Annotated in this window: 24 protein-coding genes; 12 read left to right on the forward strand and 12 right to left on the reverse strand. The window is 63.5% G+C overall.

All coding sequences use genetic code 11. From position 1 onward, the window contains the following. Positions 1-71 precede the first annotated feature (71 nt). Together H621_RS0125345 and H621_RS0125350 are read right to left on the reverse strand one after the other, a co-directional pair. Positions 72-899: an aldo/keto reductase gene (locus H621_RS0125345; RefSeq protein WP_028946063.1), complete on the reverse strand. Its 828-nt coding sequence runs from the start codon at positions 897-899 to the stop codon at positions 72-74. Continuing rightward, positions 887-1,792, reverse strand: a complete 906-nt coding sequence (locus H621_RS0125350; protein ID WP_028946064.1) for a LysR family transcriptional regulator — start codon at positions 1,790-1,792, stop codon at positions 887-889. Before H621_RS0125350 ends, H621_RS0125345 begins: the two co-directional genes overlap by 13 nt. Positions 1,793-1,929: 137 nt before the next feature. Here H621_RS0125350 and H621_RS0125355 point away from each other — a divergent pair, with 137 nt between their 5' ends. The 3 genes from H621_RS0125355 to H621_RS0125365 all read left to right on the forward strand — a co-directional run bounded on the left by H621_RS0125355 (position 1,930) and on the right by H621_RS0125365 (position 4,862). Then, the gene (locus H621_RS0125355) at positions 1,930-2,628 is read left to right on the forward strand and encodes a CoA transferase subunit A (RefSeq protein WP_028946065.1); all 699 of its coding nucleotides are present in this window, start codon (positions 1,930-1,932) and stop codon (positions 2,626-2,628) included. 36 nt (positions 2,629-2,664) lie between these two features. After that, positions 2,665-3,321, forward strand: coding sequence for a CoA transferase subunit B (locus H621_RS0125360; protein ID WP_028946066.1), 657 nt, complete (start codon positions 2,665-2,667; stop codon positions 3,319-3,321). A 62-nt stretch (positions 3,322-3,383) separates the two neighbouring features. Further along, positions 3,384-4,862, forward strand: a complete 1,479-nt coding sequence (locus H621_RS0125365; RefSeq protein WP_167332144.1) for a short-chain fatty acid transporter — start codon at positions 3,384-3,386, stop codon at positions 4,860-4,862. Between the two features lie 60 nt (positions 4,863-4,922). Here the strand turns inward: H621_RS0125365 and H621_RS0125370 are convergent, their stop codons facing one another. Together H621_RS0125370 and pdxR are read right to left on the reverse strand one after the other, a co-directional pair. Continuing rightward, the gene (locus tag H621_RS0125370; RefSeq protein WP_028946068.1) at positions 4,923-5,360 is read right to left on the reverse strand and encodes a carboxymuconolactone decarboxylase family protein; all 438 of its coding nucleotides are present in this window, start codon (positions 5,358-5,360) and stop codon (positions 4,923-4,925) included. Positions 5,361-5,451: 91 nt separating this feature from the next. Continuing rightward, the gene (gene pdxR, locus H621_RS0125375; RefSeq protein ID WP_028946069.1) at positions 5,452-6,894 is read right to left on the reverse strand and encodes a MocR-like pyridoxine biosynthesis transcription factor PdxR; all 1,443 of its coding nucleotides are present in this window, start codon (positions 6,892-6,894) and stop codon (positions 5,452-5,454) included. Between the two features lie 168 nt (positions 6,895-7,062). On the opposite strand from pdxR, the gene H621_RS0125380 reads away from it, so the two are divergent. After that, entirely contained in the window at positions 7,063-7,317 is a 255-nt protein-coding gene (locus tag H621_RS0125380) for a DUF2790 domain-containing protein (protein WP_084168045.1), read from the forward strand. On the opposite strand, the gene dkgB is transcribed toward H621_RS0125380, so the two are convergent. Continuing rightward, positions 7,314-8,117, reverse strand: a complete 804-nt coding sequence (dkgB, locus tag H621_RS0125385) for a 2,5-didehydrogluconate reductase DkgB (RefSeq protein WP_028946071.1) — start codon at positions 8,115-8,117, stop codon at positions 7,314-7,316. The genes H621_RS0125380 and dkgB overlap by 4 nt on opposite strands. Positions 8,118-8,278: 161 nt before the next feature. Between dkgB and H621_RS0125390 the strand changes: the two genes are divergently transcribed. After that, the gene (locus H621_RS0125390) at positions 8,279-8,899 is read left to right on the forward strand and encodes a TetR/AcrR family transcriptional regulator (protein WP_028946072.1); all 621 of its coding nucleotides are present in this window, start codon (positions 8,279-8,281) and stop codon (positions 8,897-8,899) included. 9 nt (positions 8,900-8,908) lie between these two features. Here the strand turns inward: H621_RS0125390 and H621_RS0125395 are convergent, their stop codons facing one another. Continuing rightward, entirely contained in the window at positions 8,909-9,388 is a 480-nt protein-coding gene (locus tag H621_RS0125395) for a GNAT family N-acetyltransferase (RefSeq protein WP_028946073.1), read from the reverse strand. A gap of 94 nt (positions 9,389-9,482) precedes the next feature. On the opposite strand from H621_RS0125395, the gene tam reads away from it, so the two are divergent. Continuing rightward, positions 9,483-10,247 (forward strand): trans-aconitate 2-methyltransferase, encoded by a 765-nt coding sequence (gene tam / locus H621_RS0125400; RefSeq protein WP_028946074.1) that lies wholly within the window; start codon positions 9,483-9,485, stop codon positions 10,245-10,247. Here tam and H621_RS0125405 read toward each other — a convergent pair. The 4 genes from H621_RS0125405 to hydA form a co-directional block, all read right to left on the reverse strand. Further along, positions 10,228-10,593 (reverse strand): DUF2784 domain-containing protein, encoded by a 366-nt coding sequence (locus H621_RS0125405; protein WP_028946075.1) that lies wholly within the window; start codon positions 10,591-10,593, stop codon positions 10,228-10,230. The two genes, tam and H621_RS0125405, sit on opposite strands and share 20 nt — an antisense overlap. Positions 10,594-10,613: 20 nt before the next feature. Continuing rightward, the gene (preA, locus tag H621_RS0125410) at positions 10,614-11,888 is read right to left on the reverse strand and encodes an NAD-dependent dihydropyrimidine dehydrogenase subunit PreA (RefSeq protein WP_028946076.1); all 1,275 of its coding nucleotides are present in this window, start codon (positions 11,886-11,888) and stop codon (positions 10,614-10,616) included. Continuing rightward, a complete protein-coding gene (locus tag H621_RS0125415) occupies positions 11,889-13,256 on the reverse strand; it encodes an NAD(P)-dependent oxidoreductase (RefSeq protein ID WP_028946077.1) in 1,368 nt (455 codons plus the stop codon). It lies immediately after the preceding gene. An 81-nt stretch (positions 13,257-13,337) separates the two neighbouring features. After that, positions 13,338-14,783, reverse strand: a complete 1,446-nt coding sequence (gene hydA, locus H621_RS0125420) for a dihydropyrimidinase (RefSeq protein WP_028946078.1) — start codon at positions 14,781-14,783, stop codon at positions 13,338-13,340. A 345-nt stretch (positions 14,784-15,128) separates the two neighbouring features. Here hydA and H621_RS0125425 point away from each other — a divergent pair, with 345 nt between their 5' ends. Beyond that, on the forward strand, positions 15,129-16,616 hold the full coding sequence (locus H621_RS0125425; RefSeq protein WP_028946079.1) for an NCS1 family nucleobase:cation symporter-1: 1,488 nt from the start codon (positions 15,129-15,131) through the stop codon (positions 16,614-16,616). A gap of 43 nt (positions 16,617-16,659) precedes the next feature. After that, positions 16,660-17,943: a Zn-dependent hydrolase gene (locus tag H621_RS0125430; protein WP_028946080.1), complete on the forward strand. Its 1,284-nt coding sequence runs from the start codon at positions 16,660-16,662 to the stop codon at positions 17,941-17,943. A 126-nt stretch (positions 17,944-18,069) separates the two neighbouring features. Here the strand turns inward: H621_RS0125430 and H621_RS0125435 are convergent, their stop codons facing one another. Continuing rightward, positions 18,070-18,939, reverse strand: coding sequence for a LysR family transcriptional regulator (locus H621_RS0125435; RefSeq protein WP_028946081.1), 870 nt, complete (start codon positions 18,937-18,939; stop codon positions 18,070-18,072). A 280-nt stretch (positions 18,940-19,219) separates the two neighbouring features. On the opposite strand from H621_RS0125435, the gene H621_RS0125440 reads away from it, so the two are divergent. The 4 genes from H621_RS0125440 (at position 19,220) to H621_RS0125455 (ending at position 24,831) form a co-directional block, all read left to right on the forward strand. Then, positions 19,220-20,536: an MFS transporter gene (locus tag H621_RS0125440; protein WP_028946082.1), complete on the forward strand. Its 1,317-nt coding sequence runs from the start codon at positions 19,220-19,222 to the stop codon at positions 20,534-20,536. A gap of 20 nt (positions 20,537-20,556) precedes the next feature. After that, a complete protein-coding gene (locus H621_RS0125445) occupies positions 20,557-21,948 on the forward strand; it encodes an FAD-dependent oxidoreductase (protein WP_028946083.1) in 1,392 nt (463 codons plus the stop codon). A gap of 95 nt (positions 21,949-22,043) precedes the next feature. After that, positions 22,044-22,751, forward strand: a complete 708-nt coding sequence (locus H621_RS0125450) for a YebC/PmpR family DNA-binding transcriptional regulator (RefSeq protein WP_028946084.1) — start codon at positions 22,044-22,046, stop codon at positions 22,749-22,751. Between the two features lie 190 nt (positions 22,752-22,941). Continuing rightward, positions 22,942-24,831: a propionyl-CoA synthetase gene (locus tag H621_RS0125455; protein WP_028946085.1), complete on the forward strand. Its 1,890-nt coding sequence runs from the start codon at positions 22,942-22,944 to the stop codon at positions 24,829-24,831. 21 nt (positions 24,832-24,852) lie between these two features. On the opposite strand, the gene zapE is transcribed toward H621_RS0125455, so the two are convergent. Beyond that, a complete protein-coding gene (gene zapE / locus H621_RS0125460; protein ID WP_051270729.1) occupies positions 24,853-25,965 on the reverse strand; it encodes a cell division protein ZapE in 1,113 nt (370 codons plus the stop codon). Positions 25,966-26,011 lie beyond the last annotated feature (46 nt).

The following is a 26,011-nucleotide window of genomic DNA, read 5'->3' on the forward strand; positions in this document are numbered from 1 at the left end:
TACCTGGCGACTGCTACGCAGCCGATCGCAGCCCGGCGGCAGCGGCTACGGATCGAACCCCCCAAGGGGCTTCAAACCATCGCCAGGTGCTGCTTGCGCGTCGGCGCCGGGAAGGCGCGGTCGATGGCGCGCAGGTCTTCGCTGCTCAGCACCAGATGGGCTGCGGCTGCATTCAGGCGCACATGCTCAGGGTCCACTGCCTTGGGAATGGCAATCACGCCGTCCTCGCGCGTCACCCAGGCCAGGCTCACCTGGGCAGGTGTCGCGCCGTGGCGCTCGGCAATCTCGGACAAGGTCGGGTGCTTGAGCAGGCGACCGGCCTGGGCCAGCGGGCAATAGGCCATGGTTGGCAGCTGGCGCTTGTGGCTCCAAGGCAGCAGGTCGAATTCGATGCCACGCTGGGCCGGGTTGTACAGCACTTGGTTGGTGGCGCAGTGGCTGCTGTATTCGTGGAGTTCGCGCAGGTCGTCGATATCGAAGTTCGACACGCCCCAACGGCCGATCTTGCCGGCCTCACGCAGGCGCTCGAACGCCTCGACGGTTTCGTCCAGCAGGTACTGGCCGCGCCAGTGCAGCAGGTAGAGGTCGATGTAGTTGGTGCCCAGGCGCTTGAGGCTGCGTTCACAGGCAGCAGGAACACCGGCGCGGCTGGCGTTGTGCGGGTAGACCTTGCTGACCACGAAGACCTGGTCGCGGCGCCCGGCGATGGCTTGTCCTACCACCTGTTCGGCGCCGCCTTCGGCATACATTTCGGCCGTGTCGATGAGCGTCAAGCCGCGCTCGATTCCCTGCTGCAGCGCGGCCACTTCACGGCTGCGCTGGCTCGGGTCTTCGCCCATGTACCAGGTGCCCTGGCCAATGGCTGGCACCTGCCGGTCGGCAAGCTTTACTGTACGCATGTCACCTCCTGGAGTCGGGAATGTTGTTGCAGCACTTCAAGCAGCGCCTGTGCCGCTGCCGAGAGTTTATGGTCAGCCAGCAGGCTGACGCCAATACGGCGTTCGATACTTGGCTCGACCAGCGTAACGCAGCGCGCGCCGAGTTCTTCCATCTGGCCGATGCACAAGGCCGGCACCGCGCTGACACCCAGGCCATTGGCAACCATGCGGCCGATGGTCGACAGTTGGTGGCTTTCGAACGCCACCGCCAACTTGCCGTGCTCGGCGGCCAGGTGCTGCTCCAGCAGCAGGCGCACCGCCGAGGGGCGTTGCAGGGCGATGAAGTCTTCGGCGAGCAATTCGCGCCAAGTCACCTGTTGTTGCCGTGCCAGGGGCGAGTCGGCCGGTACCACGGCGACGAAGCGGTCAAGGTACAGCGGTTTGAACACCAGCGGTTCGCTGGCCTCAGGTTCAAAGCCGATGCCCAGTTCGACGCGCCGGTGGCGTACCAGTTCCAGCACCTGTTCATTGATCACGTCATGCACGGTGACGTTGACCCGAGGGTAACGCTGGCGAAACACCTTCAGCGCCGCCGGCAGCAGGTTGCCGGCATAGGCCGGCATGGCGGCAATGGCCACTCGGCCCAGTTGCAGGGTAAAGCGCTGGCGCAGCAGTTCTTCGGTGTTGTCCCAGTCGGCCAGCAGTTGCCGGGCCAGGGGCAGCAGCACTTCGCCCTCGGGGGTCAGGCTGACGCTGCGGGTGGTGCGGCTGAGCAGGGCGCCGCCCAGGTTGTCTTCCAGGGCCTTGATGGTCAGGCTCAGGGCTGGCTGCGACAGGTGCAGGTGTTCACCGGCCTGGGCAAAGCTCTGGTACTTGGCGACGGCGACGAAGGCGCGCAGCTGTTTGACGTTCATGGCGGTGGTCTATTCTTTTGAAAAATTTATCAAACGATCATAAAAACAAAATTAACAAATAAGTGTATTGGGGTGAAGATGCGTCAAACGCTCACCGACACCCCTGTCGGTTCAACAACTACAAAAGGCGGATCAGCATGGCCGGACTGGACAAGCGCGTAGCAACCTATGAACAGGCCCTCGAAGGCCTGACCGACAACATGACAGTACTGGCCGGCGGTTTTGGCCTGTGCGGCATCCCGGAAAACCTTATCAACGAGATCAAGCGCCGTGGCGTCAAGGGCCTGACCGTGGTCTCGAACAACTGCGGCGTCGACGGCTTCGGTCTGGGCGTGCTGCTCGAAGACCACCAGATCCGCAAGATGGTTGCCTCCTACGTGGGCGAGAACGCCGAGTTCGAGCGCCAGCTGCTCAGCGGCGAATTGGAAGTGGAACTGACCCCCCAGGGCACCCTGGCCGAGAAGATGCGCGCCGGCGGCGCCGGTATCCCGGCCTTTTTCACCGCCACCGGCTACGGCACCCCGGTTGCCGACGGCAAGGAAGTGCGCGAATTCAATGGCCGCAAGTACATCCTTGAAGAAGCCATCACCGGCGACTTCGCCATCGTCAAGGGCTGGAAGGCCGACCACTACGGCAACGTGGTGTACCGCAACACCGCACAGAACTTCAACCCGCTGGCCGCCACCGCCGGCAAGATCACCGTGGTCGAGGTCGAAGAGATCGTCGAACCGGGTGTCCTGCTGCCTACCGAGATCCACACCCCGGGTATCTACGTCGACCGGGTGATTGTCGGCACCTTCGAGAAGCGTATCGAAAAACGCACCCTCAAAGCCTGACCCATCCCCGAACAGAACAACAAAGAGATCCTGACCATGGCACTTACCCGCGAACAAATGGCCCAGCGCGTCGCCCGCGAACTCAAGGACGGCTACTACGTCAACCTCGGCATCGGCATCCCGACCCTGGTGGCCAACTACGTCCCGGCCGATATGGATGTAATGCTGCAATCGGAAAACGGCCTGCTGGGCATGGGTGAATTCCCTACCGAAGCGCAGCTGGACGCCGACATGATCAACGCCGGCAAGCAAACCGTGACCGCCCGTCGTGGCGCGTCGATCTTCAGCTCGGCCGAGTCCTTCGCCATGATCCGTGGCGGTCATGTCGACCTCACCGTGCTCGGCGCCTTTGAAGTGGACGTGGAAGGCAACATCGCCTCCTGGATGATCCCGGGCAAGCTGGTCAAGGGCATGGGCGGGGCGATGGACCTGGTGGCCGGTGCCGACAACATCATCGTCACCATGACCCACGCGTCCAAGGATGGCGAGTCCAAGCTGCTGCCACGCTGCAGCCTGCCGTTGACCGGTGCCGGTTGCATCCGCAAGGTGCTGACTGACCTGGCCTACCTCGAGATCGAAGACGGCGCCTTCATCCTGCGCGAAACCGCACCAGGTGTGACGGTTGAAGAGATCGTCGAGAAGACCGCCGGCAAGCTGATCGTGCCGGATGATGTGAAAGAGATGACGTTCTAAGGCGTTTTTCAGGGCCCCATCGCGGTGCAAGCCCACTCCCACCGGAGCGGGTTTGCCCCGCGATGGGGCTTTGTGCCGTTCCAGATAAAACCAATAAAAGGAAACCCCCCGTGGCCGCTGATATCCAAGACAGCCGCTCCGCCCGCTTTGCCCTGCGCTGCTCCAACTGGGCCGAACGCTGGTTCCCCGACTCCTGGGTGTTCGCCGCCCTGGCCGTGGTGCTGGTGTCGGTTGCCGCCCTGGCCATGGGCGCCAAGCCCACCGATACCGCGAAGGCCTTCGGCGACGGCTTCTGGAGCCTGATTCCCTTCACCATGCAGATGGCCTTCGTGGTCATCGGCGGTTATGTGGTGGCCAGTTCGCCACCTGCGGTCAAGCTGATCGACCGCCTGGCACGCATTCCCAAGAACGGTCGTTCGGCGGTGTGCTGGGTGGCGCTGATTTCGATGGTCGCCTCGTTGCTCAACTGGGGGCTGTCGCTGGTGTTCGGCGGCCTGCTGGTACGCGCCCTGGCGCGACGCACCGACCTGCACATGGACTACCGCGCCGCCGGTGCCGCCGCCTACCTGGGCCTGGGGGCGGTGTGGGCCCTGGGCCTGTCGTCCTCGGCGGCGCAGTTGCAGGCCAACCCGGCCAGCCTGCCGCCGTCGATCCTGGCGATCACCGGGGTGATCCCGTTCACCGAGACCATCTTCCTCTGGCAGTCCGGTGTGCTGCTTGCAGCCCTGGTGGTGGTGTCGCTGGTGGTGGCCTATGCCACCGCACCGGGGCCAACCAGTGCCCGCAGCGCCGAGGCCTGCGGTGTGGACCCAAGCTTTTCGGCGCCGCCACCGCCCCAGCGCACCCGCCCGGGCGAGTGGCTGGAATACAGCCCGATCCTGACCCTGTTGCTGGTCGCCCTGGCCGCCGGCTGGTTGTACAACGAGTTCGCTACCAAACCTGCCATCACGGCGATTTCCGGGCTCAACACCTACAACCTGCTGTTCATCATGCTCGGTGCCTTGCTGCACTGGCGCCCGCGCAGCTTCCTCGATGCGGTGGCCCGCGCGGTACCGACCACTACCGGTGTGCTGATCCAGTTCCCGCTGTACGGTTCGATCGCGGCCATTCTTACCCAGGTCAAGGGCGTGGATGCCGAAACCCTGGCCCACCATATTTCCACCTTCTTCGTGCAGATTGCTTCCCACGACACCTATGCGCTGCTGATGGGCATCTATTCGGCGGTGCTGGGCTTCTTCATCCCGTCCGGTGGCGGCAAGTGGATCATCGAGGCGCCGTACGTGATGCTGGTGGCCAATGACCTGCAGTATCACCTGGGCTGGGCGGTGCAGATCTACAACGCCGCCGAGGCGCTGCCGAACCTGATCAACCCGTTCTACATGCTGCCGCTGCTGGGAGTACTGGGCCTGAAGGCGCGGGACCTGATCGGCTTCTCCTTCGTGCAGTTGCTGGTACACATTCCGCTGGTGCTGTTCCTGTTGTGGTTCCTGGGCACCACATTGCAATACACGCCACCTGTGATGCCGACGCCGGCGGGTTGATCGGTTTGCCGCAAACGAAAACGCCCTGCAGTGCAGGGCGTTTTTCAGGGGGCGTGCGGCTCAGCTCGGGATCATCGCAAAGCCGACGCCGAAGCGGTTCCAGGCGTTGATGGTGGCAACGGCCAGGGTCAGGTTGGCCACTTCGGCTTCACTGAAGTGCTCAAGCAGCTCACGGTATTGATGCTCCGGTGCGCGCAGCTCGGGCAGGCGGGTCAGGCTCTCGGTCCAGGCCAGGGCAGCGCGTTCGCGGGGGGTGAAATAGGCGGTTTCTTCCCAGACGCTCAAGGTCTGCAGGCGGGCCTCGGTTTCGCCGGCTTTACGGGCATCGTTGGCGTGCATGTTGACGCAGTAGGCGCAGCCGTTGATCTGCGAGGCGCGCAGGCGGATCAGCTCCAGCAGCGAGTTCTCCAGCCCCGATTTGCCCAGGGCCATTTCCAGGCCGACCATGGCTTTATAGGCCTCGGGTGCGTGTTTGGCCCATTCGATACGGTTGCTCATCGTGCTTGCTCCAGTCAGGTCCGCGTCAGGCGGCGATGGCACTACCTTAGCGCTGCGCAGGCATTGACCGAATAGCCAATTGTGACGAATGTCAGGAGGCCAATCCGTCGAGGCGTTGCAACGTGTCGCGCAAGCAGTCCAGGGCCGGGTCAATGTCCAGCAGTTCGATGGCGCCAAAACCGATCAACAATCCTGAACGCACCGGCGCCTGGGCATGGAAGGGCGCCAGCGCATACAGCCCGACCTCGACCTTGCGCGCCATGTCGATAACGAACTGCACGTCCAGGTCGCCCTTGGCCAGGGCACTGAGGTGATAGCCGGCGGTGGCCGGAATCACCTCGAACCAGGGCGCAAGGTCGCCTTGCAGGCGCTGGACGATCCGTGCCCGGCGCGCGGCGTACACCTCATGCACACGGCGGATGTGCTTGAGCAGCGAACCCTCGCTGATGAACCGGGCCAGGGCCCACTGGTTCAGCGTCGGGGTGTGCCAGTCGGTGAGTTGCTTGGCAATGCACAATGCTTCGCGCAACGCCGGCGGTGCAATCGTGTAGCCCAGGCGCAGCTCCGGCAGCAGCGTCTTGGAGAAGGTCCCGACGTAGGCCACCAGGCCGTGACGGTCCATGCTCTGCAACGAGTCGGTGGGCCTGCCTTCGTAGCGGAACTCGCTGTCGTAGTCGTCTTCGATGATGATCGCGCCCAACGCCGCCGCGCGCGCGAGCAAGGCCTCGCGACGCGCCTGGCTCATGGGCATGCCCAGTGGAAACTGATGCGAAGGGGTCACGTAGATCAACCGGGTGCCGTCGTCGATCTGCTCGACGCACAGGCCCTCGCTGTCGACCGGCACATACTGCAGGTCGGCGCCCTGGGCCAGGAACAGCTGGCGCACCGGGGTGTAGCCGGGGTCCTCCATGGCCACTTTGCAGCCGGGATCGATCAGCACCCGGGCGATCAGGTCGAGCGCCTGCTGGGCACCGTTGCACACCAGCACATCGGCGCTGCTGCAGCGTACGCCGCGGGCGAAGGCGATGTGCCGGGCGATGGCTTCGCGCAGCTCCGGCAGGCCCTGGTGGGCTGCGTAGCGGGCACTGCTGGTGCGGATCTGGCGCAGGGCGTACTGGTTGCAGCGGCGCCAGTCGTCGAACGGGAATTGCCCCTTGCTCGATGCACCACCGATGAAGTCGTAGCGCACCGGCGACGAGCGCATGTCGGCCAGCGGATTGGCCCGGGCCAGCCATTTTTCCAGGGCCTGGGCGCTGGCCAGGGCGATGGACGACGCGGCTGCCGGTACGTGGGTGGGGGCTGGGGTGATGAAGGTGCCTTTGCCCACCTTGCCACTGAGCAGGTTGTCGTAGGTGAGGCGTGAATAGGCCTCGGCCACTGTCTTGCGCGATACACCCAATTGCTCGGCCAGCAGCCGAGTGGGCGGCAACTGGGTACCGGCTGTCAGGCGACCGCTGTCGATGCCGTCGCGCAGTTGTCGATAGAGTTGTTCGGCAAGGCCCTTGCTGCCGTTCAGGCTGATATGAAGTTCCATGCTGGGGCGAATCCACGCGCAGTTGACTGACACCGAGATTAACCGATTTGGCCCGCAGGTTGCCGTTGATCCCCCGGGCCGACGCCTGGCCAATCGCGCGCCACACTTTAAGGGTCGGGGTTCTCCGGCACACCGGTGAACCTCTTGCACTCGAACAGGAGCGTCGCCATGTACCTGCGAACTCTATCAAGCCTGGCAATGGGGCTTGGCCTGCTGTTGACCGCCAGCGCCCAAGCTGATTCACCTACCGCTGTCTACCACTACGGCATGCCACTGGACATCGCCCAGGTGCTCGACATGAGTGAGCCTGCCACCGAACTCTGCGATGTGGTCAAGGCGCGCATGGTCTATGTCGACTCGGCGGGCCAGCAACACACGCTGCAGTACCTGAAACTCGCACAGGCCTGCAGCGACCACGATTAGTCCCAGGCGGGTGCCAGGCTTTCGGGGTTGGTCAAGCGCAGTCCACTGTCCAGCGCCGCGATGCGGGCCATGTCCTCGTCGTTAAGTTTCAGTTCGCGGGCCTTGAGGTTGCCGGCCAGGTTTTCGCGACGGGTCGAGGATGGGATCACCGCATAGCCCAATTGCATCGCCCAGGCCAATGTCACCTGCGCCGGGGTGGCGTTGTGCTGCCCGGCGATCTCCAGGATCACCGGGTCCTGCAGGACCTTGCCGTAGCCCAGGGTCATGTACGAGGTCACGGCGATGCCCTGGCTGTGCATGAACTCGACCAGGGTGCGGTTCTGCAGGTAGGGGTGCAGTTCGATCTGGTTGGTCGCGATGGCCTCTTTGCCGACCACGGCGATGGCCTGGCGCAGTAGGTCGATGGTGAAGTTGGACACGCCCATCTGGCGGGTCAGGCCCTGGGCACGAGCTTCTTCCAGGGCGCCCATGAACTCGGCGACCGGCACCGCGCCCTGGGGTGACGGCCAGTGGATCAGGGTCAGGTCCAGGTAATCGGTGCGCAGCTTGCTCAGGCTGTCCTTGAGGCTTGGGATCAGCTTGTCGGCACCCAGGTTTTCAGTCCAGATCTTGCTGGTCAGGAATAGCTGGTCGCGGGGGATACCGCTGGCGGCCATGGCGTGGCCGACCTCGGCCTCGTTGCCGTAGATCTGGGCGGTGTCGATGGCACGGTAGCCAAGCGCCAGTGCCTGGCTGACCGAGTCGATGACGACCTGGTCCTTGAGACGGAATGTACCGAGGCCGAGCAGGGGAATGGACATGGGAGGGCTCCTCGAGAAGGGCGATTGCAAGTGAGGCGTGCAGTATTGCCAGTGTGCGGCGTGGGAAAAATCCCTGTTACAACACAACTTTTTTGCCTGCGCCGCACGAATCCGCCAAGCCTGGTGGTAGCCTTGCAGGGTCAGTCGCAATGGATCTGGTCATGACCCGGCACAAGCTCAGCATTCGTCAACGCAATGTTGACAACATCCTCCTGGCGGCCGAGCAGGTCTTTGCCGAAAAAGGCTTCGCCGGCACGGCCATGGCCGACATCGCCGAGGCGGCGCAGTTGCCGCGCAGCAATGTGCATTATTACTTCAGCACCAAGGCCGAGCTGTACCAGGCGGTGCTGTTTGGCCTGCTCGAAGTGTGGAAGCAGGATGCCTTGTGCTTCGAACTCTATGATGATCCGCGCATCGTGCTGTCGAGCTATATCCGCGCCAAGATGATCCATTCGCGGACCCGGCCCTATGGCTCCAAGGTGTGGGCCAACGAGATCATCCATGGTGCGCCGAATCTTGGCGCGGCGCTGGATGATCCGCTGTATGGCTGGGCGAAGATGAAAGAGGCCAAGATCCGCCAGTGGATCGAGGATGGCCGGATCCTGGCGGTGGAGCCTTCGGGGCTGTTGTACATGATCTGGGCGTCGACCCAGCACTATGCGGATTTCAGCCACCAGGTAGGGTTGCTCAATGATCACCAGCCGTTGACCGACCTGCAGTTCGAGCGGGCGGTACAGACGGTGACCAGTGTGATTTTGCGCGGGATCGGGTTGGAGCCGTAAGGCGTCGGCTTATTGGCCTGCAAATGCCTTCAGGCCTTCGCCTTCCAGGCGGTAGCGTACCCATTCATCCTGGGGCTGCGCACCCAGTGAGCGGTAGAACTGGATCGCTGGCTCGTTCCAGTCCAGTACGCTCCACTCCAGGCGTCCGCAGTCGTTGTCGCAGGCTTCCTGGGCGATATGGCGCAGCAAGGTCTTGCCCGCGCCACCGCCACGTTGTTCCGGCGTGATGTACAGGTCTTCAAGGTAGATACCGTTGCGCCCCAGCCAGGTCGAGTAGCTGTAGAAGTACACGGCGTAGCCAATGGCCTGGCCGTCGCGCTCGCAGATCAGGCTCTTGGCCTTGGCGCCGACGTCGAACAGGGTGCGCTCGACATCTTCTACCGAGGCGATCACTTCATGGCGGGCACGTTCGTAGTCGGCCAGTTCAGTGATGAAGGCAAGGATGCGGGCAGCGTCTTCGCGCCGGGCTGGGCGGATGTGCAGGGGCATGGCGGGCGTCCGTTCGAGGTGGGAAAGTGCGTTTATCTTACAAGGAAGGGGCGGGCTACAATCGCATTTCTCACCGATTAACAAGGACCCTGCAATGACCTGGTCAGCCGCGCAATACAGCACCTTCGAGAACGAACGCACCCGGCCGGTGCGCGACCTGGTGGCAGCACTGCCGCAACGGGCCATTCGCACCGCCATCGACCTTGGTTGTGGCCCGGGCAATTCGACCCAGGTGCTGGCCAAGCGTTACCCCGAGGCGGCCGTCACGGGGCTGGACAGCTCCAGGGACATGCTCGCTGCCGCCCGCCAGCGGTTGCAGGGCATTGAGTTCGAGCTGGGTGAAATCGGCACCTGGACAGCCCCTCAGGGCATGGATGTGATCCTGGCCAACGCTTCGTTGCAGTGGCTGCCCGATCACGCGCTGTTGTATCCGCATCTGGCCAGGCAACTGAGCGAAGGCGGCAGCCTGGCCATCCAGACCCCGGACAACCTCGACGAGCCGGCCCACCGCCAGGCCCGGGAGATCGCCAGCCGTGGTCCCTGGGCCGACAAGATCGGCGCGATCAAGCACCCGCCACGCCATAGCGCCGCCTTTTACTACGATGTACTCAGCCCGCACTGTCGCCAGGTGGATGTCTGGCGAACCACCTATTACCACCCGTTGATGGGCGGTGCCCAGGCAGTGGTGGAGTGGTTCAAGGGGTCGGCGCTGCGGCCTTACCTGGCTGCCTTGGGCGAGCAGGAGCAGGCGGACTTCCTCCAGCTTTACCTGCAGGCCATGCAGCACGACTATCCGGCGGCGGCAGACGGCAAGGTGCTGCTGCCGTTCCCGCGCTTGTTCATCGTCGCCACGCGCTGACGAACAGCCACAGGTAGATCACGGCATTGACCAGCACCACCACACCCCCGAGCACCCACTGGATGCCCGGGGTCAGCCCGGCAGGGTAGATGATCGGCCAGACGTAGTGCTCGACAAAGCCGCCCGCATAACCCGCCATGCCGGCAGCCTGACGCAGGTCGTTTTCCCAGTCGGTCAGCGGGCAGGGCAGGTGCAGGAACTCCACGGCGATGCCCCAGCACATGGCCGGCAGGTGCCACCACAGGGCGCCGCGCCATTTGAGCACCAACAGCCCGCCCAGTAGCACGAAGACAATGAACAGCAGATGCAGCAATACCAATCCATCGGCGCCCAGGCGGTACAGCATGGCGGTTGACTCCTCGCCAGTCAGGAGGCTTCGCGATAAGGGTTGCGCGGGTCGTGCAGCCAGTCAAGGAACGGCTTGCCGGTGTCCTGGGGCACCATCTCGATGCAGTCCTCCACCGGGCAGGTGATCTGGCACAGGTTGCAGCCCACGCACTCGGCGTCGATCACCTCGTAGCGGTGGCTGCCATCGGCCTGCTTGAGGTTGGCGATGGCCTGGTGCGAGGTGTCTTCGCAGGCTATGTGGCAACGACCACAACCGATACAGGCCTCCTGGTCGATCTTGGCAATCACCTGGTAGTTGATGTCCAGGTACTTCCAGTCGGTGGTATGGCCCACGGCGCGGCCACTGAAGTCTTGCAGGCTGCGGTAGCCCTGGCTGTCCATCCAGCGCGAGAGTCCGTCCTTCATGTCTTCGACGATGCGAAAACCGTTGAGCATGGCGGCAGTGCAGACCTGAACGGAACCGCAGCCCAGGGCGATGAACTCGGCCGCATCCCGCCAGCTGCCGATACCGCCGATGCCGCTGATGGGCAGGCCGCGGGTGGCTGGGTCGCGGGCAATTTCGGCGACCATGTTCAGGGCAATGGGCTTGACCGCAGAACCGCAGTAGCCGCCGTGGGTGCTCATGTCACCGACGATGGGCAGGGCGACCATGCGCTCGAGGTCGACGCTGGTGATCGAGTTGATGGTGTTGATCAGCGACACCGCGTCAGCTCCGCCACGGTGCGCGGCACGGGCCGACTGGCGGATGTCGGTGATGTTGGGGGTGAGCTTGACGATCACCGGCAGCGAGCAGTGCATCTTGCACCAGCGGGTGACCTGCTCGACGTATTCCGGCACTTGGCCGACCGCCGCGCCCATGCCGCGCTCGGGCATGCCGTGGGGGCAACCGAAGTTCAGTTCGATGCCGTCGGCGCCAGTGGCCTCCACCAGCGGCAGGATGGCTTTCCAGGATTCCTCCACGCACGGCACCATCAATGACACGATCAGCGCACGGTCGGGCCAGTCCTTCTTCACCTGGGTGATTTCCCGCAGGTTGATCTCCAGCGAGCGGTCGGTGATCAGCTCGATGTTGTTGATGCCCATGACCTCGCGGTTGATCCCGTAGTGGGCCGAGTAGCGCGACGAAACGTTGACGGCGGCCGGGTCTTCGCCGAGGGTTTTCCAGACCACGCCACCCCAGCCGGCCTGGAAGGCGCGGACCACGTTGTAGGCTTTGTCGGTGGGTGGGGCGGAGGCCAGCCAGAACGGGTTGGGCGCCTTGATACCAGCGAATTCGATTGACAGGTCAGCCATTTAAGCAGCCTCCACATTGAGCATCAGTTGGGCGTGGATGGCCTCGGCGGCCAGCTTGCCGTGCTGCACGGCCTGGACGGTGAGGTCCTGGCCAAGGTGGGTGCAGTCGCCGCCGGCATACACCCCGGGCAGGCTGGTGCGCATGTGTTCGTCAACGCGGATGCGATCGCCGTCGCGGGCCAGTGCCTGGGCACAGGTGTCGCTCAGGGCCTGCTCGTCGAAGGCCTGGCCGATGGCCTTGAAGATTGCATCGGCGGCCAGTTCGAAGGTTTCGCCGGTGGATTGCAGGCGGCCTTCGACCAGCCGTGTGCGGGCGAAACGCATGCCGCATACCCGGCCCTGATCGTCCAGCAACACCTGTTCGGGCTGGGCCCAGGTGAGCAGGCGCACCTGGTTCTCTTTGGCAATGTGCTGTTCGTGTTCGGTGGCTCCCATGTCCTCGATGCCGCGGCGGTACACCAGGTTGACGTCGCGCGCGCCCAGGCGGGCCATCTGCACGGCCATGTCGATAGCGGTGTTGCCGGCACCGAGCACGATGCAGCGGTTGGCCAGGGGCAGGGCGCTGAGGTCGTCGGCCTGGCGCAGTTCCCGGATGTAGTCGGTGGCGGCCACCATGCCTGGGGCACTTTCGTCGGCCAGGCCCAACTGGCGGCTGGCATTCAATCCAAGGCCGAGGAACACCGCATCGAACTGTTGCTGCAGTTCGGCCAGGCTGAGGTTTTGGCCCAGCACCTGATCGTGACGGATCTCGATACCACCGATCTGCAGTACGAAATCCACCTCGCGCTGGGCGAAGTCGTCGACCACCTTGTACTTGGCAATGCCGTACTCGTTCAGGCCTCCGGCCTTGGGCCGGGCCTCGAAGATCACCACGTCATGGCCGTGCCAGGCCAGGCGATGGGCACAGGACAAACCGGCAGGCCCGGCGCCGACCACGGCAATACGCTTGCCGGTAGTGGCCGCGCGCTGGAACGGATGTACGGCAAACTCGGCGTGATCCAGGGCATAGCGCTGCAACTGGCCGATCAGCACCGGGGCACACTCCTGGTGATGGTTACGCACGCAGGCTTGCTGGCAGAGGATTTCGGTCGGGCAGACCCGTGCACAGCTGCCGCCGAGGATATTGGCCTCGAGAATTTTCTGCGCTGCGCCCTGGACGTTCTCCTGGTGAATGTTGCGGATAAACGAGGGAATGTCGATATCGCTGGGGCACGCATTGACGCACGGTGCGTCGTAGCAATACAGGCAGCGCGAGGCTTCCAGGGCGGCCTGGCGGGCGTTGAGCGGTGGCGCCAGGTCGCTGAAGTGCTCGGCCAGGGTGGCGTTGTCGGCGGTCGGTCGGGGGAGATGGTTGAGGGAATCGATCACGGTGGGTTCCTCTTTTTTTATTGTTTTTTCGCGGGTCAAGCCCGCTCCTAGCCGGTAGGAGCGGGCTTGACCCGCGATGCATCAACGCTTAACGGCAGTCGGGCGTAAATGCTCGGCTCGCTTGCTCAGCAGGTCGAACACCGCCGGGTATGCCGGCCGCTCGATATACCTGCCAGCACCGCGCTCGGCGCGCAGGTCGCCATTGGCCCAGACCAGCTTGCCCTGGCTGATGGTGTGGCTGGGGATGCCACGCACGGTCTTGCCTTCGAAGATGTTGAAGTCCACCTGTTGATGGTGGGTGGCGGCCGAGATGGTCCGGGTGCCCTGCGGGTCCCAGAGCACCAGGTCGGCATCGGCGCCCACGCGCAGGGCGCCCTTGCGCGGGAACAGGTTGAAGATCTTCGCGGTATTGGTGGAGGTCAGCGCGACAAAATCCTGCATCGACAATTTCCCGCTGTTCACCCCTTCATCCCAGAGCACAGCCATGCGGTCTTCGATGCCGGCGGTGCCGTTGGGAATGCGGCTGAAGTCGTCGCGTCCGACGGCTTTCTGCTCGGCACAGAAGCAGCAGTGGTCGGTGGCGGTGGTGTGCAGGTTGCCCGATTGCAGGCCGCCCCAGAGCGCTTCTTGGTGGCCGTCCTTGCGTGGGCGGAAGGGTGGACTCATCACATAGCCGGCTGCGGTCTGCCAGTCGGGATGGCGGTAGACACTGTCGTCCAGCAGCAGGTGCCCGGCCAGTACCTCGCCGTACACCGGCTGGCCTTTGGCGCGGGCATAGCTGATTTCATCGAGCGCTTCGCGGGTGGACACATGCACCAGGTACACCGGCGTGCCCAGGGTTTCGGCAATGCGGATGGCGCGGCTGGCCGCCTCGCCCTCCACTTGCGAAGGGCGCGACAGCGGATGCGCCTCGGGCCCGGTAATGCCCTCGGCCAGCAGCTTGCGTTGCAGGTGATAGACCAACTCGCCGTTCTCGGCATGCACGGTGGGCACCGCGCCCAGTTCCAGGCAGCGCTCGAAGCTGGCGACCAGGGTGTCGTCGGCGGCCATGATCGCGTTCTTGTAGGCCATGAAGTGCTTGAAGCTGTTGATACCGTGCTGGCTCACCAGTTCGCCCATCTCCTGGCGCACCTGTTCGCTCCACCAGGTAATGGCCACGTGAAAGCCGTAGTCGGCGGCCGACTTTTCCGCCCAGCCGCGCCACTGGTGAAAGGCTTCGAGCAGCGATTGCTGCGGGTTGGGGATCACAAAGTCGATGATCGAGGTGGTGCCGCCGGCAAGCCCTGCGGCAGTGCCGCTGAAAAAGTCTTCGCTGGCGACCGTACCCATGAAGGGCAATTGCATGTGGGTGTGGGGGTCGATGCCGCCTGGCATCAGGTACTGGCCGCTGCCATCGAGCATCTCGCAACCGCTGGGAATGTCGAGGTCGGTGCCGATGGCCTTGATCACTCCGTCGGCACAGAGCACGTCGGCGCGATAACTTTCCTCATGGGTAATCAGGGTGGCGCCACGAATCAAAAGCGTCATCAGATGCTCCTCGCAGGCTTGACCGGTTGTTGCCGGTTCTAGGTTTTGTACTCATCACAGCGTAGGTCAAAACCTGTCATCGCTGTCAGGAATTGAATCTAGTCGGCGATTCTGGATAGGGCAAATAATTTAAAAATAAGCTAATAATCAAGTTAACTAGTTGATTTACATAGATTTAAATGATTTTCGTGTTGGCAGGGAAAACGACCAGTGGTCCTGTCGTTCTTGACAGGTTGTGGAAATGGTCAAGATTTCACATGGGCACCCGTGATTGCCCGCAATGCCCGTGCAAGTACTCCAGCCATCGTCACGATGAGCAAAAAACACAACAACAGTGGAGCGGCCATGCAGCAGACCAGATCGCAAGTGAGCGAGCGCGACGGCTTATATGAACTCGAGGCCGGCAGCGACGTCCTCGACAGCCCCCGCTATAACCACGACATCGCCCCGACCAAGGTGTACGAGCGCACCTGGAACAAATGGCACATCACCGCGTTGTGGGTCGGCATGTCGATCTGCGTGCCGACCTACACCCTCGGCGGGGTGCTCACTGCCTACTTCGGGCTGACGGTGGGGGAGGCGTTGCTGGCGATCCTGCTGGCCAACACCGTGGTACTGATCCCGCTGACGCTCAACGCCTTTCCAGGCACCAAGTACGGCATTCCCTTCCCGGTGTTGCTGCGCTCCTCATTTGGCATCCTCGGCTCCAATGTGCCGTGCCTGATCCGCGCCCTGGTGGCCTGCGGCTGGTTCGGTATCCAGACGATGTTCGGCGGGTTGGCCATCCACCTGTTCCTGGGCTCGCTGTCGGCGGACTGGAAAGCCCTGGGCGGTACCGGCGAGGTGATCGGCTTCATGCTGTTCTGGTGCCTCAACCTGTGGGTGGTGCTGCGTGGCGCCGAGTCGATCAAGTGGCTCGAAACCCTGTCGGCGCCGCTGCTGGTGCTGGTCGGCGCCGGCTTGCTGGTGTGGGCATTGCCCAATGTCTCGATCAGCGAGTTGATGGCACAGCCGCCCAAACGGCCGGAGGGGGCCAGTGTGTATGGCTACTTCTTCGCCGGGCTGACGGCGATGGTGGGGTTCTGGGCTACCCTGTCGTTGAACATTCCCGACTTCAGCCGCTACGCCAAGAGCCAGAAGGACCAGATTCTGGGGCAGATTCTGGGCCTGCCGCTGACCATGTTCCTGTTCGCCGCCCTGGGTGTGGTGCTCACCGCCGCCTCCCAAACGCTGGTAGGCGAGACGGTCTCCGACCCGGTCAACCTGATCGGCCACATACAGAGCCCGATGTGGGTGGCGCTGGCCATGGCGCTGATCATCATCGCCACGCTGTCGACCAACACCGCCGCGAACATCGTTTCGCCCACCAATGACTTCCAGAACCTGGCTCCCAAGTGGATTGGCCGCACCAAGGCGGTACTGCTGACTGGCCTTGTCGGTTTGCTCCTGATGGGCCACGAGTTGCTGAAGAAACTTGGCTGGATCGTCAGCGATGTGAGCCTTGAAAGCGTCTATTCCAACTGGCTGCTGGGTTATTCGAGCCTGCTGGGGCCGATTGCCGGGATCATGGTGGTGGACTACTTCCTGATCCGCAGGCAAACCCTGGACCTGGCCGGCCTGTACCGCGACGACGTCTACCCGGCCTGGAACGTCGCCGGCTTCATCGCCTTCGGGGTGCCCGTGGTGCTGACCCTGCTGTCGTTGCAAAGCCAGGCGTTCAGCTGGTTCTACGACTTTGGCTGGTTCACCGGTTCCGCCCTGGGGGGCTTGATCTACTTCGCCCTGGGCACGCTCAAGGCGGCGCGCACGGCCAGTTTCAAACCCACTGTGTAACGCCCATGGCCCCCAGAGGCCAGGCACCTGATGGAGGTAACCCATGCAAAGCACACAGGACGTCCTGCAATCGAGTTTGCGTCATATCAACGGTGAGCGGCTCTGGCAGTCGCTGATGGACCTGGCCCAATTGGGCGCCACGGTCAAGGGCGGCGTGTGCCGCCTGGCGCTGACCGACCTGGACCGCCAGGCCCGCGACCTGTTCGTCAAGTGGACCCAGGAGGCGGGCTGTACCGTGAGCATCGACGGCGTGGGCAATATCTTTGCTCGCCGTCCGGGTCGCAACCCGCAACTGCCGCCGGTGATGACCGGCAGCCACATCGACACCCAGCCCACCGGCGGCAAGTTCGATGGTTGCTTCGGGGTGCTGGCCGGGCTAGAGGTGATGCGCACGCTCAACGACCTGAAGGTTGAAACCGAGGCACCGCTTGAAGTGGTGGTCTGGACCAACGAGGAGGGCTCGCGCTTTGCGCCGTGCATGATGGGGTCCGGGGTGTTTGCCGATAAATTCACCCTGGCCGATACCCTGGCCAAGACCGATGCCGAGGGAATCACGGTCGGTGAAGCGCTCAACGCCATCGGCTATGCCGGGCCGCGCGCGGTCAGTGGCCATCCGGTGGGGGCGTATTTCGAGGCGCATATCGAACAGGGGCCGATCCTTGAGGACCAGCGCAAGACCATCGGCGTGGTACTGGGAGCGCTTGGGCAGAAGTGGTTCGACCTGACCCTGCGCGGTGTCGAGGCCCATGCCGGGCCGACCCCGATGCACCTGCGCAAGGACGCCTTGGTGGGTGCCAGCGCAGTGGTGGCGGCGGTCAACCGCGTGGCCCTGGAACACCAGCCCCATGCCTGTGGCACGGTGGGTTGCCTGCAGGCGTATCCAGGGTCGCGCAACGTGATTCCGGGCGAGGTGCGCATGACCCTGGACTTCCGCCACCTGGAGCCCGCTCGGCTGGACTCGATGATTGCCCAGGTCAAGGATGTCATTGCCAGTACCTGCGAACAGCATGGTTTGAGCCACACCCTGACACCGACGGCCGACTTTCCGCCGCTGTATTTCGAGCACGGCTGTGTGGAGGCGGTACGCAGTGCGGCGCAGGGGTTGGGGCTGTCGCACATGGATATAGTCAGCGGAGCGGGACATGACGCGATCTTCCTGGCCGAGCTGGGGCCGGCGGGGATGATTTTCGTGCCGTGCGAGGGCGGGATCAGCCATAACGAAATCGAGAATGCCGCACCCGAGGACCTGGCCGATGGATGCGCGGTGTTGTTGCGCGCGATGCTGGCGGCGGCCCAGGCGGTGGCGCGGGGGAGGGAGGCAGCGTAGCGGTTTTTCGCGGGCAAGGGCGCTCCTGCAGGAGCGGCCTTGCCCCGCGAACAATCACCAATCAAATGTTGTCAGGTTGCGGCTAGGCACTTACGCCTACCGGTGGCTTGCCCTGCGATGGTGATCTCAAAGACTGTCCCGAACCATCTGCAAGAACGTCGCCACAAGGCGCCGTGAACTCTGTTCGCGCAAGCACACCAATGTCTCGGTCATCCGCCGCTGACAATCCACGATCGGCAACGCGCACACCCGCGCATCGGCACCGAATTCGGCCGCCGACACCACCCCCACGCCAATCCCCACCACTACCGCCTCGCGCGCTGCCTCCCGGCCTTCGACCTGGATCGCCGGGCGGATACGCAGGCCGGCCCGCTGCATTTCTTCTTCCAGGGTCTGGCGGGTCACCGAGCCCGGCTCGCGCAGGACGATCGGCGTGTCATCAAGGTCAGCCAGGCTGATAGAGCCACGGCTGGCCCAGGGGTGGTTATGGGACACGAACGCCACCATCGGGTCGCTGCGCATCGGCACGCACAGCAGGCGCTCGTCATCCACATCGCGGCCCAGCAGGGCAAGGTCGGCCTGGTAGTTGAACAGCCGCAGCAGCGACTCGTCGGTGTTGCCGGTTTCGATCTTGACGTGAATGCCGGGGTACTGCTGGCAGAACTGGGCAATTTGCGGCAGCACGTGTACCGGCGCATCCACCGCCAGCACCAGGGTGCCGGTCTGCAACGCGCGTGAATCCTGGAGCAGTTCGTGGGCTTCGGCCTCACACACGAACAGGCGCTGGGTGATGGCCAGCAGGCGCTCGCCCAGGTCGGTCAACTGCACCGAGCGCTTATTGCGGTGAAACAGCAAAACGCCGAAGCGCTCCTCCAGTTTCCGCACCTGATCGGAGATCGCCGGCTGAGTCAGGAACAACCGTTCGGCGGCGCGGGTGAAGCTGCCGTGCAGGGCGACGGCATGGAAGGCTTTCAACTGAGCGTGGGAAACCGACATCACAGCACCTGTTACAAGCTGAGCTTATTTGTGAAATACGATAAATCGATTTTATTTATCAGTCAGTAATTGTTTCTATCTCTTTCAGCCCGGTGCGTCTCTTGCAGTGACCAGCGGGTCATGGGCCTGGCTGACAACGTATAACAATACCCGCATGCTCCAGGTTCCATCTGACCAGGTGTCGACCCTGACCGGTCGTCACGCAGTGCGCAACACAAGAAAAACACAGGCGTTTTTAAAAATTCTGCCGGCACACTCAAGCTCCGAGGTCAGAGTCACCATGAACAAATACAGTGCAGATATAAAGCGTTGGCGCGTGCAGATCTTTGCTATCACCTGGATTGCCTACGCCGCGTTCTACTTCACCCGCAAAGCTTTCTCGGTGGCCAAGCTCGGCATCGGCGAAGACCCAAGCTTTACCCTCGACAAAATGGCCATGGCCAACCTCGACGCCATCTATCTGGCGGCCTATGCGGTTGGGCAGTTCACCTGGGGCATGCTTGCCGACCGCTTCGGTCCACGGGTGGTGGTGCTGGGCGGTTTGATCATCTCGGCGGCCGCGGCCCTGGTCATGGGCAGCTACGCCACCTTTCCGATCTTCGCGACCTGCATGCTGGTCCAGGGCCTGGCGCAGTCCACGGGCTGGGCGGGGCTGTGCAAGAACATCGGCAGCTTCTTCCCCTCGTCGCAACGCGGACGGGTACTGGGGCTATGGAGTTCATGCTATGCCTTCGGCGGCCTGGTGGCTTCACCGTTTGCCGGGTGGTGGGCGTACACCCTGATCGGCACCTGGCATGCGGCGTTTTTCTCCAGTGCCGCGGTGGTGGCGGTGGTGGCGGTGCTGTTCTTTTTCCTCCAGCGCAACAAGCCTGAAGACGTCGGCCTGCCGGCGGTAGAGCCAGAGCCTGAAAGCATGGTGCCCGGCACTACGATCTGCAGCGTGTGGGCGCCACTGCGCGAGATCCTGCGCAACCGCACGGTGCTGACCCTGGGCCTTGCGTACTTCATGCTCAAGCCAGCGCGCTACGCCATCTTGTTGTGGGGCCCGGTCATCGTCTTCGAACAGATGCCCTCGGTGGGCAAGGTCGGTGCGGCGATTATCCCTACCGCTTTTGAACTGGCCGGTCTGTTGGGCCCGATCATGATCGGCCTGGCCTCCGACAAGCTCTTCGGCGCCCGGCGCATGCCGGCCTGCGTCATCAGCCTGCTGGTACTCACCGTGGTGTTGGCGCTGTTCATGGGGGCGATGCAAAGCGGCAGCGTGCTGTTGGTGGTGGCCTTGCTGTTCGTCATGGGCCTGACCCTGTACGGGCCAGACTCGATGATCAGCGGCGCCGCTGCCATCGACTTCGGCACGGCCAAGGCTGGCGCCACGGCGGCAGGCTTCGTCAACGGCTGCGGTTCGGTGGGGGCGATCCTCGGTGGCCTGCTGCCGGGCTACTTTGACGGCGTCACGGTGTTCATCGTGTTTGCCGCCTGTGCCCTGTTCTCGGCGCTGGTACTGGTGCCGCACTGGAACAGCCGGCCGGCCTCGGCCGAGCATACCCCGGCGGTCGCGCCCAACACCGCCATGGCAATCAAACCCCTGCGTACCTGAGACTTTCGAGGAAACCGACCATGAGACCCTTCTGGCTGCAACAGGCGCTGGATCAGGAAGATGCGCCCGCGTGCCCACCCCTGGCCGCCGACACCCGTGCCGATGTGTGCATCGTCGGCGGTGGCTACACAGGGCTGTGGACCGCGCTGATGCTCAAGGAACAGAACCCGGCCCTGGACGTCGTGCTGATCGAAGCCGACATCTGCGGTGCCGGGGCCAGTGGGCGCAACGGCGGTTGTGCGTTGTCGTGGTCGGCCAAGTACTTCACCCTCGAACGACTGTTTGGCCTGCAGGAGGCGGTACGCCTGGTGCAGGCGTCGGAGCAGAGCATCTATGCCATCGGCGACTTTTGCCGCGCCCATGGCATCGATGCCGATTACCGGCTGGACGGTACCCTCTATACCGCCACCAACCGTGCCCAGATGGGCGCCACCGACGGTGTGATCGCCGCACTTGAGCGCCAGGGCATCAACTCCTTCCAGCGTTTGCCAGTGGAGCAGGTGCAGCGCATGGCGGGCTCGGCCAAGCACCTGGAAGGCTGGTTCTCGCCGGCCGCTGCCACGGTGCAGCCCGGCAAACTGGTGCGCGGCCTGCGCCGGGTTGCCTTGCACAAGGGCGTGCGAATTCATGAAAACACTGCCATGACCGGCCTGCAGGAAGGGCCGCAGGCCGTGGTGGAAACCACCCGCGGCGCCGTTCGTGCGGACCGCGTGGTGCTGGCCCTGAATGCCTGGATGGCGCGAGCCTTCCCGCAGTTCGAGCGCAGTGTGGCGATTGTCTCCAGCGACATGATCATCACCGAGCCCCGGCCGGAGTTGCTGGGGCAGATGGGGCTTACCAGCGGTGTCAGCGTGCTCGATTCTCGGATTTTCGTTCACTACTACCACAACACCAGCGATGGCCGGCTGATGCTCGGCAAGGGCGGCAATACCTTCGCCTACGGCGGACGGATGCTGCCGGTGTTCGACCAGCCTTCACCCTACGAAGGGTTGTTGCGCCGCAGCCTCGCCGAGTTTTTCCCAAGCCTTGCCCAGGTACCGGTGGCAGCCACCTGGAATGGTCCGTCCGACCGCTCCGTCACGGGCTTGCCGTTCTTTGGCACGCTCGGCGCCCAGGGCAATGTGTTCTACGGCTTTGGCTACTCGGGCAGCGGGGTGGGCCCCTGCCACATGGGCGGGCAGATCCTCTCGTCGCTGGTAATGGGCGTGGACAACGCCTGGACTCGCTCACCGCTGGTCAACGGTCCGCTCGGGTATTTTCCGCCCGAACCGATCCGCTACCTGGGGTCGTTGATGGTGCGCAATGCCATTCGTCGCAAGGAGCAGGCCGAAGACCACGGCCATCGGCCGCGCCGCCTGGATGTACGCCTGGCCCGCTTTGCCGCGGCGGCGGGCAAAGCCGACAAGGCCTGAGCAGTTTTTTTGTCGATTGCCACAACGAGGATGTATAAACTGCACCCACTTTGCCGGTCGCTACCTGAACCGGCACCTGAAACAAGAGAGTCGAGATGGGCGCACAGTGGAAAGCCAAGCATAGAGAAGCAGCAGCCAACGCCAAGGGCAAGATCATGGGCAAGCTGTCCAAAGAGATCCAGATCGCTGCCAAATCCGGCGCTGACCCGGACATGAACCCGCGCTTGCGCCTTGCGATCGAGCAGGCCAAAAAGGCCTCGATGACCCGCGAGACCCTGGAACGGGCGATCCGCAAGGGTGCTGGCCTGGATGGCGATGCGGTGCAGTACACCCTGGTGACCTATGAAGGCTTTGCCCCGCATCAGGTGCCGCTGATCGTCGAATGCCTGACCGACAACGTCAACCGAACCGTGGCGCAGATTCGTGTGCTGTTCCGCAAGGGCCAGCTGGGTGCTTCGGGTTCGGTGGCCTGGGACTTCAACCACGTCGGCCTGATCGAGGCTTCCCCGGCCAGCGCTGATGCCGACCCGGAAATGGCGGCGATCGAAGCCGGTGCGCAGGATTTCGAGGAAGGTGAAGAAGAAGGGGCGACCCTGTTCATCACTGACACCACGGACCTGGATGCCGTGCAGAAGGCGCTGCCGGAGTTTGGCTTCACCGTGAGCTCGGCCAAGATCGGCTACACGCCGAAGAACCCGGTCGGCGGTTTGAGCGATGAGCAGATGGCCGAGGTCGAGGCGTTCCTGCATGCCATTGATGACAATGACGATGTGCAGAACGTGTATGTAGGCCTGGCGGGTTGATTCGACCCTGAAGGTTTATCGCGGGGCAAACCCGCTTCTACCCCGGTAGGAGCAGGCTTGCCCCGCGATTTTTTCGGCCGCGACATTTGTGCATGTCTGATGAGACTTAAGTCGCCTGGCACCCAGGCCGTTGATGGCCATAATCGTTATTCGCCCTTTTTAATAACAACAAGCCCAGGGTTCAGTAACGATGACTTATCAGCACAGCCACGCCCATTCCATTGCCGACCCCGCCGCTTTCTGGGCCGAACAGGCCGATCGCCTGGCCTGGTACCGCAAACCGCTCAATACCCTCAGTGAAAACGCCGATGGCACCCACCAGTGGTTCGCCGACGGGCGCCTGAACAGTTGCTACCTGGCGCTGGATCATCAGATCGAGCAAGGCCGCGGCGAGCAGACGGCGCTGATCTATGACTCGCCGGTAACCGGCAGCCAGCAATCGTTCACGTATTCGCAGTTGCGCGACGAAGTCGCGCGCCTGGCTGGGTTGCTGCGCTCGCTCGGCGTGGAGAAGGGTGACGGGGTGATCATCTATATGCCCATGGTGCCCCAGGCAGCCATGGCGATGCTGGCCTGTGCCCGTATCGGCGCCGTGCATTCGGTGGTATTCGGCGGCTTTGCCGCCAATGAGCTGGCGCTGCGTATCGACGATGCCCGGCCCAAGTTGCTGCTCACGGCCTCCTGCGGGCTGGAGTTCGATCGGGTCATCGAATACAAGCCGCTGGTAGATCGCGCACTGCAGCTGGCCAAGCACCAACCGCGTCAGGTGCTGGTGCTGCAACGCCCACAGGTCCAGGCCAACCTGGTCGAAGGCCGCGACCTGGACTGGCAGGCAGCGGTGGCCGGGGCCGGCCCGGTGGCGCCAGTCGAGCTGGCCGCCGCCGACCCGCTGTACATCATGTATACCTCCGGCACCACCGGCAAACCCAAGGGCATCGTGCGCGAGAATGGCGGCAACGCCGTGGCCCTGGGCTTTGCCATGCGCCATATCTATGGCATGCAGGCCGGTGATGTGTGGTGGGGCATCTCCGATGTGGGCTGGGTGGTCGGCCATTCACTGATCGTCTACGGGCCGTTGATGAATGGCTGCACCACAGTGTTCTACGAGGGCAAGCCAATTCGCACCCCGGATGCCGGTGCCTACTGGCGGGTAGTGGAGCAGTACCGGGTCAATGGGCTGTTCTGCGCGCCAACGGCCATGCGCGCGATCCGCAAGGAAGACCCTGAAGGCGAACTGCTGCGCCGCTATGACTTGAGCTCCCTGCGTCAGTTGTTCCTGGCCGGCGAGAAGCTCGACTCCAGTACCCACCAATGGCTGGAGAACACCAGCGGCAAGACTGTGCATGACCACTGGTGGCAGACCGAAACCGGCTGGCCGGTGACTGCGCCCTGTGTCGGGCTGGACGGTTGCGCGGCGCGACCCGGTTCGAGCAACCGCGCAGTGCCGGGGTATCACGTGCGCGTGCTGGACGACGAAGGCCAACTGCTCGGCGCCAACCAGCAGGGCTCCATTGTGATTGCCCTGCCATTGCCGCCAGGCTGCAGCCAAACCCTGTGGGGCGATCACCAGCGTTACCTGGACGCCTACCTCACCACGTATCCGGGCTATTACCACACCGGCGATGGCGGTTATCTGGATGAAGACGGCTTCGTCTACATCATGGGGCGCACCGACGATGTCATCAACGTTTCGGGTCATCGCCTGTCCACCGGCGAAATGGAAGACCTGGTTGCCCGTCACCCAGCCGTGGCCGAGTGCGCGGTGATTGGCGTGCACGACGAGATCAAGGGCCAGGTGCCGTTGGCACTGGTGGTGCTCAAGGATGGTCAGGGCATCAGCGAAGCGGCGTTGCAGAGCGAGCTGGTGGCCAGTGTGCGCGAGCAGATCGGCGCTCTGGCGTGTTTCAACCGGGTGCGGGTGGTCAAGCGCCTGCCCAAGACCCGCTCCGGCAAGATCCTGCGGGCGGTGTTGCGCAAGATCGCCGACCAGCAGCCCTATACGCCGCCCTCGACCCTGGATGATCCCGCGGTACTGGGGGAAATCGAAGCGGTCATGGCCAGTCTCGCCCGGGCCGGCTGAACTGCTCGGCCTGCCCGGTAATCAGGTCGGGCAGGCCGAGGCCTGTAGCTGGCGGAGCTGCCCCAGGCGGCTGCGAGTGCGTGCAAGGTCGGCCGCTGTGCCGCCCAGGCTTTGTACTAGTGGCTCGGCGCCGACTAGCACCAGGTGTTTGTCCTGGTCGTAAAGCACATCCACCAGGTTGATGAAGCGTTGCTGCGCTGCAATCGAGCAGTCTTCCAGGCGTGGCAGGCCGTCGATAATCCAGTGATCGAAGCGCTTGGCCAATTCCAGGTAGTCGATCACCGCCGTGGGTTGTTCGCAGAGTTCGGCAAAATCAAAGCCGACCGTGCCTTGCTGGCTTAGCCTGGCGGTCAATTCACGCTTGCCCACGGGAATATCGATGGGTGCCTCAGTGAAGGGCGGCAAGCCGATTGCCTGGCGCTGGGCAAGGCTGCCAGGCCACAGGTAGTGCCCTTGGGTGAAGCGCTGCTGGCTGGCGTGGGTGGGGAGGCTGCGATAGTCCTGTTCGCCACCGACCTCCAGTACGTGCATGTGGCTGTTGATCAGGCGGATCACCGGCTTGAATCGCTGGTGGTAGAGCGGGTTGGGCAGCAGGCCTTCAGGTGCGTAGTTGGAGGTCACCAAGAGGAAGATGCGCCGCGCGAACAATGCCTGGAACAGGCGGGTGATCAGCATCGCATCACCGATATCGTGGACGTGGAACTCATCGAAGCACAGGACCTGGCACCCATCGAGCAACTGATCGAGGGTGCAGCCCAGGGCGTCGTCCTGATGACGATGGTCGAACATGCCCTGGTGCAGGCGGGCGAAAAAGTCGTGAAAGTGCAGTCGGCGTTTGTGCGTGTGGGGCAGGGCCTGGAAGAAGCCGTCCAGCAGCCAGCTTTTACCGCGACCGACCGCCCCATGCAGATACAGGCTGCGGGCCTGTCCGTTATCGATCAGGGCCGCCTGGGCCGCGAAGTGTTCAATCACCTGCAACTGTCCGTGACTCAGGGTGTATCCCTGTGCCGAAGCCTTTTGGCGAAAATGCTGACGAACGGTCCCGGCAACCCCGGCGGCGTCGTGTGACGAGGTAAGCCTGCGGTTGCGAAACGGGCGCAGCGAACGTATCCAGGAAGGCAGCAACGTCAACAATCAGGGCTCCTTGAGGGGCTGCGGACTCAAGCATCGGCTTGAGCGA

Source organism: Pseudomonas vranovensis DSM 16006 (assembly GCF_000425805.1).
GTDB lineage: Bacteria > Pseudomonadota > Gammaproteobacteria > Pseudomonadales > Pseudomonadaceae > Aquipseudomonas > Aquipseudomonas vranovensis.

What these genes read in the sequence shown, in the direction of transcription:
- H621_RS0125355 (WP_028946065.1), top strand. Translation starts at nt 1,930, where the DNA reads ATGGCCGGACTGGACAAGCGCGTAGCAACCTATGAACAGGCCCTCGAA.
- dkgB (WP_028946071.1), bottom strand. Translation starts at nt 8,117, where the DNA reads ATGTCCATTCCCCTGCTCGGCCTCGGTACATTCCGTCTCAAGGACCAG.
- H621_RS0125430 (WP_028946080.1), top strand. Translation starts at nt 16,660, where the DNA reads ATGCAAAGCACACAGGACGTCCTGCAATCGAGTTTGCGTCATATCAAC.
- H621_RS0125405 (WP_028946075.1), bottom strand. Translation starts at nt 10,593, where the DNA reads ATGCTGTACCGCCTGGGCGCCGATGGATTGGTATTGCTGCATCTGCTG.
- H621_RS0125445 (WP_028946083.1), top strand. Translation starts at nt 20,557, where the DNA reads ATGAGACCCTTCTGGCTGCAACAGGCGCTGGATCAGGAAGATGCGCCC.
- H621_RS0125350 (WP_028946064.1), bottom strand. Translation starts at nt 1,792, where the DNA reads ATGAACGTCAAACAGCTGCGCGCCTTCGTCGCCGTCGCCAAGTACCAG.
- H621_RS0125390 (WP_028946072.1), top strand. Translation starts at nt 8,279, where the DNA reads ATGACCCGGCACAAGCTCAGCATTCGTCAACGCAATGTTGACAACATC.
- H621_RS0125345 (WP_028946063.1), bottom strand. Translation starts at nt 899, where the DNA reads ATGCGTACAGTAAAGCTTGCCGACCGGCAGGTGCCAGCCATTGGCCAG.
- H621_RS0125370 (WP_028946068.1), bottom strand. Translation starts at nt 5,360, where the DNA reads ATGAGCAACCGTATCGAATGGGCCAAACACGCACCCGAGGCCTATAAA.
- H621_RS0125360 (WP_028946066.1), top strand. Translation starts at nt 2,665, where the DNA reads ATGGCACTTACCCGCGAACAAATGGCCCAGCGCGTCGCCCGCGAACTC.
- tam (WP_028946074.1), top strand. Translation starts at nt 9,483, where the DNA reads ATGACCTGGTCAGCCGCGCAATACAGCACCTTCGAGAACGAACGCACC.
- H621_RS0125365 (WP_167332144.1), top strand. Translation starts at nt 3,384, where the DNA reads ATGGGGCTTTGTGCCGTTCCAGATAAAACCAATAAAAGGAAACCCCCC.
- pdxR (WP_028946069.1), bottom strand. Translation starts at nt 6,894, where the DNA reads ATGGAACTTCATATCAGCCTGAACGGCAGCAAGGGCCTTGCCGAACAA.
- H621_RS0125440 (WP_028946082.1), top strand. Translation starts at nt 19,220, where the DNA reads ATGAACAAATACAGTGCAGATATAAAGCGTTGGCGCGTGCAGATCTTT.
- H621_RS0125395 (WP_028946073.1), bottom strand. Translation starts at nt 9,388, where the DNA reads ATGCCCCTGCACATCCGCCCAGCCCGGCGCGAAGACGCTGCCCGCATC.
- H621_RS0125425 (WP_028946079.1), top strand. Translation starts at nt 15,129, where the DNA reads ATGCAGCAGACCAGATCGCAAGTGAGCGAGCGCGACGGCTTATATGAA.
- hydA (WP_028946078.1), bottom strand. Translation starts at nt 14,783, where the DNA reads ATGACGCTTTTGATTCGTGGCGCCACCCTGATTACCCATGAGGAAAGT.
- H621_RS0125380 (WP_084168045.1), top strand. Translation starts at nt 7,063, where the DNA reads ATGTACCTGCGAACTCTATCAAGCCTGGCAATGGGGCTTGGCCTGCTG.
- H621_RS0125455 (WP_028946085.1), top strand. Translation starts at nt 22,942, where the DNA reads ATGACTTATCAGCACAGCCACGCCCATTCCATTGCCGACCCCGCCGCT.
- H621_RS0125450 (WP_028946084.1), top strand. Translation starts at nt 22,044, where the DNA reads ATGGGCGCACAGTGGAAAGCCAAGCATAGAGAAGCAGCAGCCAACGCC.
- preA (WP_028946076.1), bottom strand. Translation starts at nt 11,888, where the DNA reads ATGGCTGACCTGTCAATCGAATTCGCTGGTATCAAGGCGCCCAACCCG.
- H621_RS0125435 (WP_028946081.1), bottom strand. Translation starts at nt 18,939, where the DNA reads ATGTCGGTTTCCCACGCTCAGTTGAAAGCCTTCCATGCCGTCGCCCTG.